Raw genomic sequence first — 15,822 nt, 5'->3', positions numbered from 1 at the left:
AGCGTGCCGCCAACTCGGCCTTGTTGGTGCGAAGCGCCGGCGGGCAAGGCTCGCGGGAACTGTGCCGGCTCCGGGCTGGAAGTGCAGTGTGTCGCATCCAGGCGGGATAAGGCTTCGCATCAGGGGTGCAGGCGCCCGTCTCTAGGCGCCGGCCGCATGGTGCGGGGTTGGTCGAACGAGGCCTCGCTCACCCGCACCCGCCGTGTACCGAAAGCCAAGCTTTCACCTGGCTCCAGTGCTGCGGCATATAACCCAAATGGTTCTATATGTCAAGATAGGCGTGAATCCCGCACGATCTCCGAATCGCTTCCTGACATGATCCGGAAACGATCCACCTCGGTTTGTCGTGCTGAGACCTCGTATCGCCTGTGTGAACACAGGCTGCGCCGATAGCGTTCATCTACGCGACATGTGATCCTGAACACGCATGGTGGTTCCAGGGGCGGCGCCGTGCCGCCTGTCTCGCGATGCGGGACGGAGGGGACGTGTCGGTCGGATGTGCCATCGCGAAAGCGCTGGGTGGCCGAGCTGCGGTTCCTCCCCGGGCCAGTTTGGAGGAGCAGACCCATGCGTTTCATCTCTCACAGCCGCAAGGCGCTTATGATCGCGGCCCTGTTGGCCGGAACCGCCACCGCCTTGAACGCGCAGGCCCAGGATCCCGGCGACGCCGGCGTGACCGGCAGCGTCACCGATACGACGGTGCCCGATCCTGCCGCGATGACCAAGGGTCCGGAGATCGAGGGCATCATCTCGGCACGCAGTGGTGACCGGATGCAGGTCACGGCGCAGGACGGCACCAAGTCGGTCGTGACCATCAACGATGCGACCAAGATCAAGGCGGCGGGCGGGTTCCTGAACCTCAACCGCAGCAAGCTGGCGGCGACCTCGCTGCTGAACGGCCTGCCGGTCACGGTGAAGACGCTGCAGGGCAACGGCGTGCTGCTGGCAACGCAGGTCGACCTGAAGAACAAGGACCTGAAGACCGCGACGATGATCCACAACGGCACCGACCAGCGCTTTGCCGAGCAGAGCGCGGCGACCGAGGCGCTGCGCGGCCGCATGGGCGACATCGACCAGTACAACGTCAAGAGCACCACCAACGTGAACTTCGACACCGGTAAGTCCAACCTGTCCGAGCAGGCCAAGGCCGACTTGTGCAATGCCGCCAAGACCGCCGAGAGCATGGACAATGCGCTGCTGCTGGTGGTCGGCTACACCGACTCGGTCGGCAGCGAGGAGTACAACCAGGAGCTGAGCGACAAGCGCGCGGGCCGCGTGGTCAACTACCTGCAGCAGGCCTGCAAGTGGAAGCCCTACCGCATGCTGACCCCCACCGGCATGGCCGAGGCCGACCCGATGGCCGACAACAGCACCGAGGAAGGCAAGGCGCAGAACCGCCGCGTCACGGTGAACGTGCTGGTCAGCAAGGGCCTCGACGGGCTTTGATGAAAGCGGGGCGGGCTGAGGCTCGCCCCGCCTTCTCAAGCGTGCGCGCTTCCGACGGATCGATCCAAGGTCGGCCGTCATCCTGAACTTGTTTCAGGATCCATGCTGCCTTCAACCTCGATCGCCGCTGGCGCAAACGGAAGTGGCGGTTTGCTGATCAGCGCATCGAGCTTCCGTGCCTGATGAACCCTGCAACAAGGTTCATGGTGACGTCGAGTTTTGGTGGGAAGCTGCCGTTAGGGCTCAATGGCGAACGAAGCGATCCCCACGAAGATAGAGACCAGAGACCATGGAATGAGGCAGAAGCCCATGATGGCCCGCCTGCGAGCATCTCGGTTGAACGCGTGAGAGACGGCGAACGGGATACCGGCAACCCAAAGCAGGTTCCATCGCGACCAGAAGCTTGCCTCATTGACCATTAGCAACGCGACACAAACCAGCAAGGTAACTGCCGTCAACTGAGCGAGTAAGCGAACGAGGAACACGGCGTCCGTTCTGATGATCGAGGTGCCTTCCATGAGGCTATGCTAACTGCAAGCCGGATCGTCTGCAAATGGTGCGTCAGTCGCCATGCATGAACATGCCAGTCGAGAACATAATACCGAGCACGATAACGATCACCATAAGTCCAAAAGCGATTGCGCGAGCGGCCATGCTCCGCACTATCACACGCCTCAGTTAATGTCCGCAAGTGGGGCGATAGCGGCCGCGAATTCACTGACCCTGACAAACACAAAAAGCCCCCGCTTCCATGTGGAAGCGAGGGCCTCTTTGTCAGCTGTGAAGCGCCAGGCTCAGGCCTGCTGCTCTTCGCCTTCGTCCTCGTCGGCGACGATTTCGCCCGGCTCGAGGCTGGGGTCGCGGCGTTCGGTGAAGCCGCTGGTGTCGGCTTCGAACATCGAGGCCATGACGTCCACGCCCTGCGCCTGCAGCTCGGCCTCATCGGGCGAGCGCGCGACGTTGACCTTGACGCCCACCGAGACTTCGGGGTGCAGCGAGACGCGCACGTCGAAGATGCCGAGCGTCTTGATCGGGCGTTCCAGCACGATCATCTGCTTGGTCACCTTGGCACCGTCTTCGTTCAGCGCGTCGACGATGTCGCGCACCGAGACCGAACCGTAGAGCTGGCCCGAGTTCGACGAGGCGCGGATCAGGACGACCTGCTTGCCCTCGACGTCCGACGAGTGCTTCTCGGCGTCCGAGCGGCGCTCGGCGTTCTCGGCCTCGATGCGGGCGCGGTTGGCTTCGAAGACCTGCTTGTTGCGATCGTTCGCGCGCAGGGCCTTCTTGTTGGGGAGCAGGTAGTTGCGGGCGTAACCGTCCTTGACGGAAACGACATCGCCAATGGCGCCGAGCTTCTCGACGCGCTCCAGGAGGATGATGTCCATGGGTCTCGCCCTCCTTACTTCACGATGTACGGAAGCAGGCCGATGTGCCGGGCGCGCTTGATGGCCTGGCCCAGCTCGCGCTGCTTCTTGGCGGAAACCGCGGTGATGCGGCTGGGGACGATCTTGCCACGCTCGGACATGAAGCCCTGCAGCAGGCGCACGTCCTTGTAGTCGATCTTCGGCGCGTTCTTGCCCGAGAACGGGCAGGACTTGCGGCGGCGGAAAAAGGCGCGTGCCATGTGTCAGGCTCCTTCGCGTTCGCGACGGCGAGTACGCTCGCGGTCGGACTTGCGCATCATCACCGAGGGGCCTTCCTCGTGCTCGTCGACGCGGATCGTCACCCAGCGGATGATGTCCTCGTTGATGGCGGTCTGACGCTCCAGCTCGGCAACGGCGGCGCCGTCGGCATCGAGGTTGAGCATCACGAAGTGAGCCTTGCGGTTGCGCTTGATCTTGTAGGCGAGGTTCTTGAGGCCCCACGACTCGGTCTTTACGACCTTGCCGTTGTTGGCTTCCACGATCTCGGTGGCGGTGGTGGCGAGCGCGTCGACTTGCGACTGGCTCAGATCCTGGCGCGCCAGGAACACGTGCTCATAATGAGCCACGGCGGTGTCCTTCACATCTGTAACCGATCGCTGGCTGATCCGCACGATTGCGGGGCCCCTCCGGCTTTCTTTCAAGCGGCGGCACATACACAGGTTCGCGCAGAAGGCAAGGGCGGCGGCTTCGGACTGCTTGGAGCTACGTTCCCTTATGCGCCGGCAAGGTCAGCTTCCAGGCAATCGCGGCGCCGCGTAGGGCAAAGCCGATCGCGGTGCCGAGCAGGGCGGGGAGTGGGGCGGCGACGCCGTACGAGGTCAGCAGCACGAACAGCGTCGCCGCCGCCAGCGCCGCGGTGACGTAGAGCTCGTGGCGCAGCAGGATCGAGGGTACGCCGGCGGTGATGTCGCGAATCACGCCACCCAGGCACGCGGTGATGACGCCCGCGGCGACGGCGGGGATCGGCGAGATGCCGAACTGCAGCGCCTTGCCCGCGCCGTAGACGGCATAGGCGGCAAGCCCGGCGGCGTCGAACCAGTCGAGCGCGCGCTCGGGCCACCAGCGCAGGGGTATCGACCATGCGGCGAGCGCGACGCCGAGGCAGATCAGCACCGGCGCGGGATCGCGCATCCAGAACACCGGCGCGCCGATCAGCAGGTCGCGCAAGGTGCCGCCGCCGGTGGCGGTGACGAGCGCGAAGAAGCAGGCACCGACGATGTCCAGCCGCTTTCGCACCGCCGCCAGCGCGCCCGAGGCGGCGAAGACCGAGAGGCCGGCCAGGTCCAGCCAGGGCAGCAGCACCTGCAAGGGCGGATCGAGCGGCAGTGCGCCGATCGCGAGCGGATGGGACGAGAGCGCGGCAAGTACGGGGGCCATGGCTGTGTGCCTAGTGCACCGGCGCGGCAACGTCACCCCGCGGACAGGTGCTCTCGACGCAGTAGACGCTCAAGGTCTGGCCAGCGCCAGGTAGACGCTGTCGCACCACTCCTCGCCGATCAGCCAGGTGCGGGCGGCGCGGTGGGTTTCTCGGAAGCCGTGACGGTTCAGCAGCGCGAGCGAGGCGGCGTTGCGCGGGTCGACGTCGGCGGTGACTTGCGCCAGCCCGTGCACGGCGAAGGCACGCTCCAGCACCGGGGCGAGCGCTTCGGACGCGATGCCCTGACCCCAGACATCCGGGTGGAAGATGAAGCCGATCTCCGGGAAGCGGTAGAGCCCCACCTTGCCGACCGCCAAGCCATCCAACTCGACGATGAAATCCTCGCCTTCGTGCGGCCGGGTGGCGAGCGTCGTGTCCAGCCACTCGCGCGTGCGCTCGATCGCGGCATGCGGCGGCGTCGACCAGTAGCGGGTCGCGCGCGGATCGCGCAGGATGGCGTGCAAGGCGTCGAGGTCACCCGGCTCGGGCGGGCGCAGGACCAGGCGTTGAGTGACGAGGCGCATGCCAGGCGGCATAGCATGGTTCACCTCGACCGACATCGAAGGGCCAGCAGGGTGGGAGCAAGCCTAGACCGGGTCCTCGGGAACGCCCGGGCCATCCTCGTCCTCCGGCTGGTCGCCTTCGGGCTGCGGAGCCGGAGCGCCGGGCAGGATGACCGCTGGCGGACCGTTGTCCTGCTGGAAAGGCGGTCCTGGCGGCAGCTGCGAGGGATCGACCGGCAGGGTGATCGCCGGAGACTCGTCGCCCGGTGCCTGAGCGGCCTCGTCCTCGAACCCGGGCGTGTCCTCCGCGCCCCACAGGCGGCGCTCGCGGGCCGCCCGCGGCGGGGCGGGGATGTCGATCGGCTTGAGGCGCAGCCCGCTCATGAACGAGCGCCAGACTTGCGCTGGCAAATGCCCGCCGCTGGCGCCGGGGATCGGCTTGTTGTCGTCCCGCCCGATCCAGATCGCGGTGACGAGGTCGCCCGAGAAGCCGACGAACAGCGTGTCGCGCCCATCCTGCGAGGTGCCGGTCTTGCCGAACGTGGGCAGCCGCAGCGAGGCGGCGCGGCGGCCGGTGCCGGCATTCGCGGCTTCCCACAGCAGGTCGAGCATCGGGGCCCACTCGCGCCGCTCGTCGAGGCGCTTGGCCGGCGGCTTGGTGCCCTCGGCAAGGCCATGCGGCACCACCGGGTAGCGGCCGAGCGCGAAGGCGGCATAGGCGCCCGCAAGCTCCTCCAGCGTCAGCGTCGCGGTGCCGAGGGGAAGGCTCGGCGCCCCCTCGGGCAAGGCGGAAGCGATGCCCAGGTCATGCGCGGCGCGGACCACTTCGCGGTAGCCGGCGGCGCGGGCGATGCGCACGGCGGCGGTGTTGCTGGAGATCGCGAAGGCCTCGCGCAGGGTCATGGGGCCGCGATAGCCGCGGTAGCCATTGGTCGGGCGCCATTCGCCCACCGCGATCGGCGCGTCGAACACCACGTCGTCGGGGCGTGCGCCGGCGCGGAAGGCGGCGAAGTAGTCGAACAGCTTGAAGGTGGAGCCCGGCTGGCGCTTGGCCTGGCTGACACGGTTGAAGGCGCCGGGCTGCCAATCCTTGCCACCGACGAGGGCGGCGACCCGGCCATCCGGGCGCAAGGCGATCAGCGCGATCTCTGCGCCGTCCAGCCGCGCCTGATCGACCACGCGCTCGGCCCGGCGCTGGATTTCGGGCTCCAGCGTGGTGGCGATGCGCCCGGTGCTGTCGTCGGGCAGGCGGGTGTAGAGCCAGTCGGCGAACCAGCCCGCGCTCTCGCGCGTGCGGCCGCTGGAGACGACGCGCGGGTTGCGCACGCGCCTGGCATCGCGCTCGGTGATGAACCCCGCATCGACCATCGCGCCGAGCACCACGCGCATGCGGGCGCGCGCCGCCGTGCGATCGACTGTCGGTGCGAGGCGCGAGGGCGCCTTGACCAGCCCGGCCAGCATCGCCGCCTGGCCGAGCGACAGCTTCTCCGGCGATCGATCGAAGTAGTAGCGCGAGGCGGCGGCAAGCCCGGTCTGCTGCGCGCCGAAATAGGCGTGCTCCAGATAGCGCGAGAGGATCTCGTCCTTGCTCATCCAGTTCTCGGCCCAGTCGGCGAGCAGCAGTTCCTTGAACTTGCGCGTCCAGGTGCGATCGTGCGTGAGGAAGGCGTTCTTGACGTATTGCTGCGTAATCGTGGAGCCGCCCTGCGACACGCCGCCGGCCCGCAGGTTGGTCAGCACCGCGCGCGCCAGGCCGCGATAGTCGAGCGCGCCGTGGCTGTAGAAGCGGCGGTCCTCGATGGCGAGGAAGGCGTCGCGCACGTCGTCGGGCAGCCTGGCGGCATCGATCCGCTCGGAGGGGCGCGGACCGCGGTGCGCGAAGACCTTCCCGCTGGCGTCCAGCAAGTCGACGCCCGCCAGCCGTGGCGCGGCGTTGAGGCGCCAGGGCGGCGCGGTCCAGGTCTGCCAGAGCACCAGCGCCAGCAGCGCCAGCAGGAACAGCGCGAGCAGGGGGTGCGCGCGGGCATGCCGCGCCACGAAGCTGCGCTGCTGGGCAAAAGGTGTGGGAGGCGCCGTGTCCGTCATGTCCCGGCGTTCAATCCGCGCATTGTTTTGTAACGCTCCTGGCCAATCGAGGATGCAACCGCGTGGGGAGCCACGCATTTCCGCCTTCGTTCTCGCATTGTCGCCTGGAATCGGCCAGAGCGGGCGCGGTTGCAACAGGGGAGCTTACAGCCATGCCATCTGGTCTCGTCGCCTTGCTCGACGACATCTCCGTGATCGCCAAGGCCGCCGCGGCCTCGGTCGACGATGTCGGCGCCGGCATCGCCAAGGCCGGCAGCAAGGCCGCCGGCGTGGTGATCGACGACGCGGCGGTGACGCCGTCCTACGTGACCGATTTCACCCCTGATCGCGAACTGCCGGTGATCTGGGCGATCGCCAAGGGATCGCTGTTCAACAAGCTGGTCATCCTGCTGCCCGTCGCGCTGCTGCTCAGCCAGTTCCTGCCTTGGGCGATCACCCCGCTGCTGATGATCGGCGGCGCGTATCTCGCCTTCGAGGGCGCGGAGAAGGTGCTCGAAAAGCTGGGCGGCGCCAAGCACGGCGAGACGCTGGAGGACAAGCCGACCGACGTCGCCGCGTTCGAGAAGGCGCGCATCTCGGGCGCGGTGCGCACCGACATGATCCTCTCGGCCGAGATCATGGCCATCGCGCTCGCCGAAGTGGCCGACCAGACCTTCGTCGGGCGCGCGGTGATCCTGGCCCTGGTGGGCGTGGTCATCACGGTCATGGTCTATGGCGCGGTGGCGCTGATCGTGAAGATGGACGACATCGGCCTGCATCTGACCAAGAAGGACAGCGCGGCGGCGCAAGGCACCGGCAGGGGCCTGCTTCGCGCGATGCCGATCCTGCTCGCGGTGCTCTCGATCGTGGGCACGGTGGCGATGCTATGGGTCGGTGGCGGGATCATCCTGCACGGAACCGAGGAACTCGGCTTCGGCACGCTGGCGCACCTGGCGCATGACGCGCAGCATGCCGTGGCGCATGCGACCGGATCCCTGGGCGGGGTGCTGGGCTGGCTGACCTATGCGGTATTGTCGGCCATCGTCGGCCTGGTGCTGGGCGGCGTGATCGCGTTCGCGGTGCATCTGGTGGCCAAGGCAAGGGGCAAGACGGCGCATTGAAAGAAACGGATAGTGTTCCTCTCCCCGTCGGGGAGAGGATACGCAGGCTTGGTGCCGAAGGCATCTAGCCGAAGTTGGAGAGGGCAGCGTGCGCACTCAGCCCTCTCCAAGCTACGCTAGTTCCTTGCGGAACAAGCTTCGCTATCCTCTCCCCGGCGGGGAGAGGAGCTCAACGCAGTCTCGCCAGCACATCCTGCGCGAAGGTCGTCAGCGTATCGTCGCGCGCGCCCATGATCACCACGCGGTCGCCCGGCTGCGCCAGATCGACGATCCGGTCGCCGCAACCCTCGCGCGTGGGCACGTACTCAGCCTGTCCTCCGGCGGCACGGATCAGGTCGACGATCCGCTCGCTGCCCTGGCTGCGGTCGACGGTGCCGCCGAAATAGGCCGGGTCGCACAACAGCACCACGTCCTCACCCCCGAGCTTCTGCGCGAACACTTGGGCGAGTTCTGCGCCCATCTGTCGCAACGGACCATAGCCGTGCGGCTGGAAGAACGCGATGACGCGGCCGGGATGCGCCTTGAGCGTCGCCAGCGTGGCCGAGACCTTGTCCGGGTTGTGCCCGAAATCGTCGATCACCGTCACGCCCGAGGCGCTGGTGCCGATCACGTCGAACCGGCGCGCCAACCCTGCGAAGCTGCCGAGGGCCGCGACCGCCTCGCCCAGCGGCACGCCCAGTGCCACGCAGCCGGCGAGCGCCGCCAGCGCGTTGTAGAGGTTGTGCCGCCCGGGCTGATGCAGCACCAGCGCGTGGCCCGCGCCGCTGCGCCGGTCGACCACGCGCGCCTCGATCGCGTCGGCCCATTGCACCACGCTACCGGGCTCCACGCCGATCGTCGCGCCCGGGCTCTCGATGCCGAAGCTGAGCAGCTCGCGGGCGCGGGAGGCCAGGGCGGCGCTCTCGGCATCGTCCAGGTTGACCACGCCGACCCGCGCCGCGGCGAGGAAGTCTCCGAAGAGGGCGCGCAGTTCCTCCAGGCTCTTGTGGTCGAGGCTGACGTTGCCGAGCACCGCCACGTCGGGACGGTAGAGCGCGATCGAGCCGTCGCTCTCGTCCACCTCGGAAGCGAACACGCCGCCTTGGCCGACGCGGGCGCTGGCGAAAGGCGCGTCGGGCGCGCGGAAGTTCTTCATCACCGCGCCGTTCATGATCGTCGGGTCGCGGCCAGTGGCGGTGAGGATCCAGCCGATCATCCCGGTAACGGTCGACTTGCCGCTGGTGCCTCCGATCGCGATTCCACGCGGGCTGGCATTGAACAGCGCGGCGAGCAGCTGCGCGCGGCTCATCCGCTCGCAGCCCAGCTCGCGGGCACGGACCACTTCGGGCACGGTGTCCTCCACGGCTGCGGAGGCGACCAAAACCTGGTCGCGCGAGGTCACGCCGCTGCCGTCCTGCGGGAAGAGGTGGAAGCCCTCGCTTTCCAGCCACGCGAACTTGGCCTCGCCGCGTCCCTGGTCGCGGCTGCGGTCGGAGCCGGCGACAGTGGCGCCCAGGCCCTTGAGGATCAATGCGAGCGGCAACATCCCCGAGCCGCCGATACCGCAAAAGAACCAGGGGCGGGCGGTGAGGTCGGTGGTGGGCACGGTCATGCGCAAGGCGGATAACGCACCGCAGCGTCGGTTGCCAGTCGGCAGGTTCGGGGAAAGCTTAGCCAACACCACCGTGGCGGCTGCTATTATTTGAGGGTCACCCACAACCTCGTCTTTGAGGGTCAGCCACAGCCTCGTCATCCCGGGCTTGACCCGGGATCCCGCTTCCTTCGGCGAGGCCGGAGCAGAAAAGCGGGGCCCCGGGTCAAGCCCGGGGCGACGGAGAAGGTTGGGTGTCGTTGGACCGATGGTCTGACGGCGGACTCTGCCGCCTTCGCTGGCAATCCGCTTCGCAAGGTGCTTTGGTCCCGGACCATGATCCGCATCGCCGTCTGCGCACCCTCCGCCCCGATCCTGTCCGAGGACGCCGACCGCGCGCGCGCGCTGGTCGCTGCCGAGTTCCCGGAGGTCGAACTTCACGTCCACCCCCAGTGCTTCTTCGTCGAGGGTCACTTCGCCGGCAGCGATGCGCAGCGCCTCGACGCGCTGGTCGAATGCGCCAACGACCCGTCGTTCGACGCGGTGTGGTTCGCCCGCGGGGGCTATGGCGCGTGTCGCATCGCCGAAGATGCGATCCGCCGCTTCGACCGCGCGGCGCGGGGCAAGACCTGGCTCGGCTACTCCGATGCCGGCTACCTGCTGGGCGCGCTCTATCGAGAGCGCATCGGCCATCCGGTCCACGCCCCGATGCTGGCGTGCCTGCGACGCGAGGGCGGCGACGAGGCGGCGCGGCGGGTGTTGCGCTACGTGAGCGGCGACCGATCCGGTGTCGAACCCAGTGCAGGCGAGCGGCCGACGGTGGCGTTCAACCTGATGACCCTGGCGATGCTGTGCGGCACGCCCCTGATGCCGGGGCTCGCCGGCCACGTCGTCATGGTCGAGGAAGTGTCCGAGCACCTCTATGCCGTCGATCGGCTGTTCTTCCACGTGACCGCGCACCTCGGCGGCGTCGCCGGCCTGCGTCTTGGCCGGGTGAGCGACGTGCCGGTCAACGATCGTGAATTCGGCATGTCGGCCGAGGAGATCGCGCGTCACTGGTGCGAGCGGCACGCCATCGCCTTCCTCGGCAGCGCCGACATCGGCCACGACGCCGCCAACAGGATCGTGCCGTTCGGGCTTGCCCCGCGCCCACAACCTCAATAGTCCGCCGCGCCACGTCATCGAATCGTCACAGGTAAACTGGACGGCGGCTGCTCGCGCTTTTTCCGAGAGCCATGAAACGGAGTGGTCGCCATGCGTGCTTTCGTATTTCCCGGTCAGGGCAGCCAGAAGATCGGCATGGGCGCGGACCTCGCCGCCGCTAGCGCCGCCGCGCGCGAGGTGTTCGAGGAGGTCGACGACGTGCTCGGCCAGAAGCTGTCGACGATCATGCGCGAGGGGCCCGAGGATCAGCTGACTCTCACCGAGAACGCCCAGCCCGCGATCATGGCCAACGCCATCGCCGTGCTGCGCGTGCTGGAGAAGGAAGGCGGCATCACGCTCGCGAGCAAGTGCGACTTCGTGGCCGGCCACTCGTTGGGCGAGTACACCGCCCTGTGCGCGGTCGGGGCGTTCAGCCTGGCCGACACCGCGCGCCTCCTGAAGCTGCGCGGCCGCTCGATGCAGGCGGCGGTGCCGGTGGGGCAGGGCGCCATGGCCGCCTTGCTCGGCGCCGACATCGAGAAGGCCACCGCGCTCGCCGAGGCCGCCGCGCAAGGGCAGGTCTGCTCGGTCGCCAACGACAACGATCCCGGCCAGGTCGTGCTCTCCGGCCACCGCGAGGCGATCGAGCGCGCGATCGCGCTGGTCAAGGAGCATGGCATCAAGCGCGGCGTCCTGCTGCCGGTGTCCGCGCCGTTCCACTGCGCGCTGATGGCGCCGGCCGCCGACGCGATGGCCGAGGCGCTTGCCGACACCCCGCCCGGCGCGCTGCGCCTGCCGCTCTTCGCCAACGTGACCGCGGCGATGACCGCCGATCCGATCGAAGTGCAGCGCCTCCTGGTCGAACAAGTCACCGGCCGCGTCCGCTGGCGCGAAAGCGCGATCGCCATGCGCGAGGCCGGTGTCGAGCACTTCGTCGAACTGGGCGGCAAGGTCGTCGGCCCCATGATCAAGCGCTCGGCCGGCGAGGTGGAGGTGACCTCCGTCTCGACGATGGACGAGATCGAAGCACTGGCGAAGGCGCTTTGATTTTCGGGGTCCTGTTGTAGACCGGGTTTCACGCGGAGGCGCGGAGACGCGGAGGGGCGCATGGTCGAGATCGATCGTCTGAGTGCGGAGGTCGTGGATGCGGCGATCCGTATTCATCGTGAGCTGGGGCCGGGGCTTCTCGAAAGTGCTTATGAAGCCGTGTTGGCGGCCAGCCTGGAGCGTGCGGGCTGGAAGGTCGACCGGCAGAAGCCTGTCGACATCAGGTTCGACGGTCTCGAGATTGCGGGTGCGTTCCGGGCGGACCTGATTGTCGAGGACCGGCTCATCCTCGAGATCAAGTCGGTAGACCAACTCAGTAAAGTGCACGGCAAGCAGTTGCTCACCTACTTGCGCTTGCTCCACCAGCCCGTAGGGCTGCTCCTCAACTTCGGTGGGGAGACGATGAAGGAGGGTATCCGGCGCATCGTCAACGGGTATCGACCGGCCGAAGGCCGCTCCGCGTCTCCGCGCCTCCGCGTGAAATCTGATTACGGAGAGTGACATGTTCGACCTTCACGGAATGACCGCCCTCGTTACCGGCGCTTCGGGCGGGATCGGGTCCGCCATCGCCCGCGGGCTGGCGGCGCAGGGGGCGCGGCTGGCGATCTCGGGCTCGAACCAGGTCAAGCTGCGCGCGTTTCGCGACGAGCTCGACGAGCATCGGCCCCAGCACGTGCAGGAGGTCGATCACGTCGCCATCGCTTGCGATCTCTCCAACGCGGAACAGGTGGAGAAGCTGGTCCCGGCCGCGCTGGATTCGCTCAGCAAGATCGACATCCTGATCAACAACGCCGGCATCACCCGCGACAACCTGGCCATGCGCATGAAGGACGAGGAGTGGGACGCCGTCATCCGCGTGAACCTGGAGTCCGCGTTCCGGCTGATGCGCGCGGTCACCAAGCCGATGATGAAGGCGCGTTTCGGGCGCATCATCACCGTCACCTCGATCGTGGGCACCACCGGCAACCCCGGCCAGATGAACTACTGCGCCAGCAAGGGCGGCCTTACCGCGATGTCGAAGAGCCTGGCGCAGGAGCTGGCCAGCCGCAACGTGACGGTCAACTGCGTCGCTCCCGGCTTCATCCGCACCGCCATGACCGAGGTGCTGCCCGACGCGCAGAAGGACGCCCTCAACGCCAAGATCCCGATGGGCCGCATGGGCGAGGGCGCGGACATCGCGGCGGCCTGCGTGTTCCTCGCCAGCAAGGATGCGGGCTACGTCACCGGGCAGACGATCCACGTCAACGGCGGCATGGCGATGATCTGAGGGTTCCTGGCTCTCACATCCAATCAACAACTCTCGTCATCCCCGCGCAGGCGGGGATCCATCTCCTGACCTCGCGCTTGAAGCTGCATTGCGCGCAACGCGTGGCAATGCCGCACCGTGGCTCCCAGTCGTTGGCCTAGGCGACCGGTGAGCGCCGGAGATGGATTCCCGCCTTCGCGGGAATGACGAAGGCAGGTTCGTCGCGGCGGACATGGGCGGAGAGCCACAATCCCCGCGCTTATCCCCAGATACCCGCCACTGCCGCCTGATCCTGCTTGCTGACCCAAGACTCCTCGCTAGAGAGGGTGGTCCTTATTCACTTGCGCGAACTGCCGGCCGTACCGGGGGACATGAGGCGATCATGAAGGCCACGATTGAACGTTCCACGCTGCTGCGTTGCTTGTCCCACGTCCAGTCCGTGGTGGAGCGGCGCAACACCATCCCGATCCTCTCGAACGTGCTGATCGAGGCCGCCTCGGGCGGGGCGCTGCGGATCATGGCGACCGACCTCGACATCCAGGTGGTGGAGACGATCGGCGCGGTTTCGGTGGAGCAGCCGGGCGCGATCACCGTTTCGGCGCACTTGCTGTTCGACATCGCGCGCAAGCTGCCGGACGGCAGCCAGGTGAGCCTCGATGCCGCCGACAACCGCATGGTGGTCAAGGCCGGTCGCAGCCGCTTCCAGCTGCCCACTTTGCCGCGTGACGATTTTCCCATGATCGCGGACGGCGAACTGCCCACCAGCTTCGAGCTGCCCGCGGCGACGCTGGCGCAGCTGATCGATCGCACTCGCTTCGCGATCTCGACCGAAGAGACGCGCTACTACCTCAACGGCATCTTCTTCCACGTCGCCGAGGACCAGCTGAAGGCCGCGGCGACCGACGGCCATCGCCTCGCGCGCTTCACCCTGACGTGCCCGGATGGCGCGCAGGGCATGCCCGATGTGATCGTACCGCGTAAGTGCGTCGCCGAGCTGCGCAAGCTCTTGGAGGAATCGCTCGACACCAACGTTCTGGTCGAGCTGTCGGCCAGCAAGGTGCGCTTCACGCTGGGCGGCGAGCATGGCGTGGTGCTCACCAGCAAGCTGATCGACGGCACCTTCCCGGACTACAGCCGCGTGATCCCGACGGGCAACGACAAGCTGCTGCGCGTCGATCCCAAGAGCTTCTTCGAGGGCGTGGACCGCGTGGCGACCATCGCCACCGAGAAGACCCGCGCGGTGAAGATGGCGCTCGACACCGATCGGGTCACGCTGTCCGTCACCTCGCCCGACAACGGCACCGCCGCCGAGGAAGTGCCCGCGCAGTATGGCGCCGAGGGCTTCGAGATCGGCTTCAACGCCAACTACCTCAAGGACATCCTCGGGCAGATCGAAGGCGACACGGTCGAGCTGCACCTTGCCGATGCCGGCGCGCCGACGCTGATCCGTCAGGACGACAAGAGCCCCGCGCTCTACGTGCTGATGCCGATGCGGGTCTAGGGTCGCGGCAAACGCCGTGGTTCGACGGTTAGAACGCATACTAGCCAGTATCCGTCATCCCGGGCTTGACCCGGGATCCCGCTTCTTCCTGCGACCTTTGTAAAGAAACGCGGGGCCCCGGATCAAGTCCGGGGCGACGAACGTGATCTTAGCGGGTGGTTCATAGGCCGGCGGCATACCGCCGAAGATCACGCCCTTTGACGGCTCCGTTGCCTTTGGGTATAATCGCCGGCGATCGCAACCACCCTTCGGATCCATCGGCGAGGGGTGCCGCACCCATGCCGCCCCGGCGTTGACACCCCACCCGAATCGTTCTAAGCGCGCCCCTCGCTCGACAGAAACGGCTGCGTCCGCTAACGGCAATCGGCATGCGTGCCTCGCCAAGCGGGCTTGTTGCCGTTGGGATCATCCCTTCTGTCACAAGAGCGTCAACGCTATGAGATAGGGGTGCCTTGGCTCCCCTGTGGAGCAGGAGAATTAAGTGGCTCGTATTGCCGGGGTAAACCTCCCCACCAACAAGCGCGTGATCATCGCGCTGACCTACATCCATGGTATCGGTCGCACCAAGGCCGTCGAGATCGCCGACAAGCTCGGCATCGACCATGCCCGTCGCATCCAGGATCTCTCGGACGCCGAAGTGCTCCAGATCCGCGAGACGATCGACGCCGAGCACACCGTCGAGGGTGACCTTCGTCGCGAGACCGCGATGAACATCAAGCGCCTGATGGACCTCGCCTGCTACCGTGGCCTGCGTCACCGCAAGGGCCTGCCGGTCCGTGGCCAGCGCACGCACACCAATGCGCGCACCCGCAAGGGCAAGGCCAAGCCGATCGCCGGCAAGAAGAAGTAAGCCGCGCAGCCTTCCATAGGCCGCAGCTTTCCCTCAGCGTTTTTCGACAGGATCAACCCACATGGCACGCGAACCTCAGCGCATTAAGCGCCGCGAGCGCAAGAACATCACCAGCGGCATTGCGCACGTCAACGCCAGCTTCAACAACACCATGGTGACCATCACCGACGCCCAGGGCAACGCGATCTCGTGGTCCTCGGCCGGCATGATGGGCTTCAAGGGCAGCCGCAAGTCGACGCCCTACGCCGCCCAGGTGGCCGCCGACGACGCCGGCAAGAAGGCTGCGGAGCATGGCGTTCGCACCCTCGAAGTCGAAGTCAAGGGCCCGGGTTCGGGCCGTGAGAGCGCCCTGCGCGCCCTCCAGGCAGTCGGCTTCACCATCACCTCGATCCGCGACGTGACTCCGATCCCGCACAACGGCGTTCGCCCCTCCAAGCGTCGCCGCGTCTGACCGGACTTTGGGTGGAGCGTGGACCGGGTTCCTAGG

The 15,822-nt window shown here is 67.3% G+C and carries 17 protein-coding genes; 9 read left to right on the top strand and 8 right to left on the bottom strand.

Annotated features, from left to right (window positions below; genetic code table 11):
* Positions 1–567 precede the first annotated feature (567 nt).
* Positions 568–1,446 carry an OmpA family protein gene (locus tag HNO88_RS12165; protein WP_184245472.1) on the top strand — a complete coding sequence of 293 codons (879 nt, stop codon included), beginning with the start codon at positions 568–570 and terminating at the stop codon, positions 1,444–1,446.
* A gap of 236 nt (positions 1,447–1,682) precedes the next feature.
* On the opposite strand, the gene HNO88_RS12160 is transcribed toward HNO88_RS12165, so the two are convergent.
* The 7 genes from HNO88_RS12160 to HNO88_RS12130 all read right to left on the bottom strand — a co-directional run bounded on the left by HNO88_RS12160 (position 1,683) and on the right by HNO88_RS12130 (position 6,878).
* Positions 1,683–1,964 carry a hypothetical protein gene (locus HNO88_RS12160; protein WP_184245470.1) on the bottom strand — a complete coding sequence of 94 codons (282 nt, stop codon included), beginning with the start codon at positions 1,962–1,964 and terminating at the stop codon, positions 1,683–1,685.
* Between the two features lie 276 nt (positions 1,965–2,240).
* Positions 2,241–2,834 carry a 50S ribosomal protein L9 gene (gene rplI, locus HNO88_RS12155; RefSeq protein WP_184245467.1) on the bottom strand — a complete coding sequence of 198 codons (594 nt, stop codon included), beginning with the start codon at positions 2,832–2,834 and terminating at the stop codon, positions 2,241–2,243.
* Between the two features lie 14 nt (positions 2,835–2,848).
* On the bottom strand, positions 2,849–3,073 hold the full coding sequence (gene rpsR, locus HNO88_RS12150) for a 30S ribosomal protein S18 (protein WP_008994285.1): 225 nt from the start codon (positions 3,071–3,073) through the stop codon (positions 2,849–2,851).
* Positions 3,074–3,076: 3 nt separating this feature from the next.
* Positions 3,077–3,439 (bottom strand): 30S ribosomal protein S6, encoded by a 363-nt coding sequence (rpsF, locus tag HNO88_RS12145; RefSeq protein WP_184245465.1) that lies wholly within the window; start codon positions 3,437–3,439, stop codon positions 3,077–3,079.
* 136 nt (positions 3,440–3,575) lie between these two features.
* Positions 3,576–4,250 carry a trimeric intracellular cation channel family protein gene (locus tag HNO88_RS12140; RefSeq protein ID WP_184245463.1) on the bottom strand — a complete coding sequence of 225 codons (675 nt, stop codon included), beginning with the start codon at positions 4,248–4,250 and terminating at the stop codon, positions 3,576–3,578.
* A gap of 69 nt (positions 4,251–4,319) precedes the next feature.
* The gene (locus tag HNO88_RS12135; RefSeq protein ID WP_184245518.1) at positions 4,320–4,814 is read right to left on the bottom strand and encodes a GNAT family N-acetyltransferase; all 495 of its coding nucleotides are present in this window, start codon (positions 4,812–4,814) and stop codon (positions 4,320–4,322) included.
* Between the two features lie 63 nt (positions 4,815–4,877).
* The gene (locus tag HNO88_RS12130) at positions 4,878–6,878 is read right to left on the bottom strand and encodes a transglycosylase domain-containing protein (protein WP_184245460.1); all 2,001 of its coding nucleotides are present in this window, start codon (positions 6,876–6,878) and stop codon (positions 4,878–4,880) included.
* A gap of 152 nt (positions 6,879–7,030) precedes the next feature.
* Between HNO88_RS12130 and HNO88_RS12125 the strand changes: the two genes are divergently transcribed.
* Positions 7,031–7,978 carry a DUF808 domain-containing protein gene (locus tag HNO88_RS12125; protein ID WP_184245458.1) on the top strand — a complete coding sequence of 316 codons (948 nt, stop codon included), beginning with the start codon at positions 7,031–7,033 and terminating at the stop codon, positions 7,976–7,978.
* Positions 7,979–8,147: 169 nt separating this feature from the next.
* On the opposite strand, the gene HNO88_RS12120 is transcribed toward HNO88_RS12125, so the two are convergent.
* Positions 8,148–9,569: a UDP-N-acetylmuramate--L-alanine ligase gene (locus HNO88_RS12120; RefSeq protein WP_184245456.1), complete on the bottom strand. Its 1,422-nt coding sequence runs from the start codon at positions 9,567–9,569 to the stop codon at positions 8,148–8,150.
* 315 nt (positions 9,570–9,884) lie between these two features.
* Here HNO88_RS12120 and HNO88_RS12115 point away from each other — a divergent pair, with 315 nt between their 5' ends.
* The 7 genes from HNO88_RS12115 (at position 9,885) to rpsK (ending at position 15,786) form a co-directional block, all read left to right on the top strand.
* Positions 9,885–10,712, top strand: coding sequence for an LD-carboxypeptidase (locus HNO88_RS12115; RefSeq protein ID WP_184245454.1), 828 nt, complete (start codon positions 9,885–9,887; stop codon positions 10,710–10,712).
* Positions 10,713–10,802: 90 nt separating this feature from the next.
* Entirely contained in the window at positions 10,803–11,738 is a 936-nt protein-coding gene (fabD, locus tag HNO88_RS12110; protein ID WP_184245453.1) for an ACP S-malonyltransferase, read from the top strand.
* Positions 11,739–11,798: 60 nt separating this feature from the next.
* Entirely contained in the window at positions 11,799–12,239 is a 441-nt protein-coding gene (locus HNO88_RS12105; RefSeq protein WP_184245451.1) for a GxxExxY protein, read from the top strand.
* 1 nt (position 12,240) lies between these two features.
* Complete coding sequence (fabG, locus tag HNO88_RS12100; protein WP_184245449.1) at positions 12,241–13,005, top strand: 3-oxoacyl-[acyl-carrier-protein] reductase; 765 nt, start codon at positions 12,241–12,243, stop codon at positions 13,003–13,005.
* Between the two features lie 361 nt (positions 13,006–13,366).
* Positions 13,367–14,485, top strand: a complete 1,119-nt coding sequence (dnaN, locus tag HNO88_RS12095; RefSeq protein ID WP_184245447.1) for a DNA polymerase III subunit beta — start codon at positions 13,367–13,369, stop codon at positions 14,483–14,485.
* Between the two features lie 481 nt (positions 14,486–14,966).
* The gene (gene rpsM, locus HNO88_RS12090; protein ID WP_184245444.1) at positions 14,967–15,335 is read left to right on the top strand and encodes a 30S ribosomal protein S13; all 369 of its coding nucleotides are present in this window, start codon (positions 14,967–14,969) and stop codon (positions 15,333–15,335) included.
* Positions 15,336–15,396: 61 nt separating this feature from the next.
* Positions 15,397–15,786, top strand: a complete 390-nt coding sequence (gene rpsK, locus HNO88_RS12085) for a 30S ribosomal protein S11 (RefSeq protein ID WP_007011846.1) — start codon at positions 15,397–15,399, stop codon at positions 15,784–15,786.
* Positions 15,787–15,822: the final 36 nt, after the last annotated feature.

This window comes from Novosphingobium chloroacetimidivorans, from assembly GCF_014204535.1.
GTDB lineage: Bacteria > Pseudomonadota > Alphaproteobacteria > Sphingomonadales > Sphingomonadaceae > Novosphingobium > Novosphingobium chloroacetimidivorans.
Note: the sequence above shows the minus strand (reverse complement) of the source record. Positions and strands in the feature narration are given on the sequence as shown.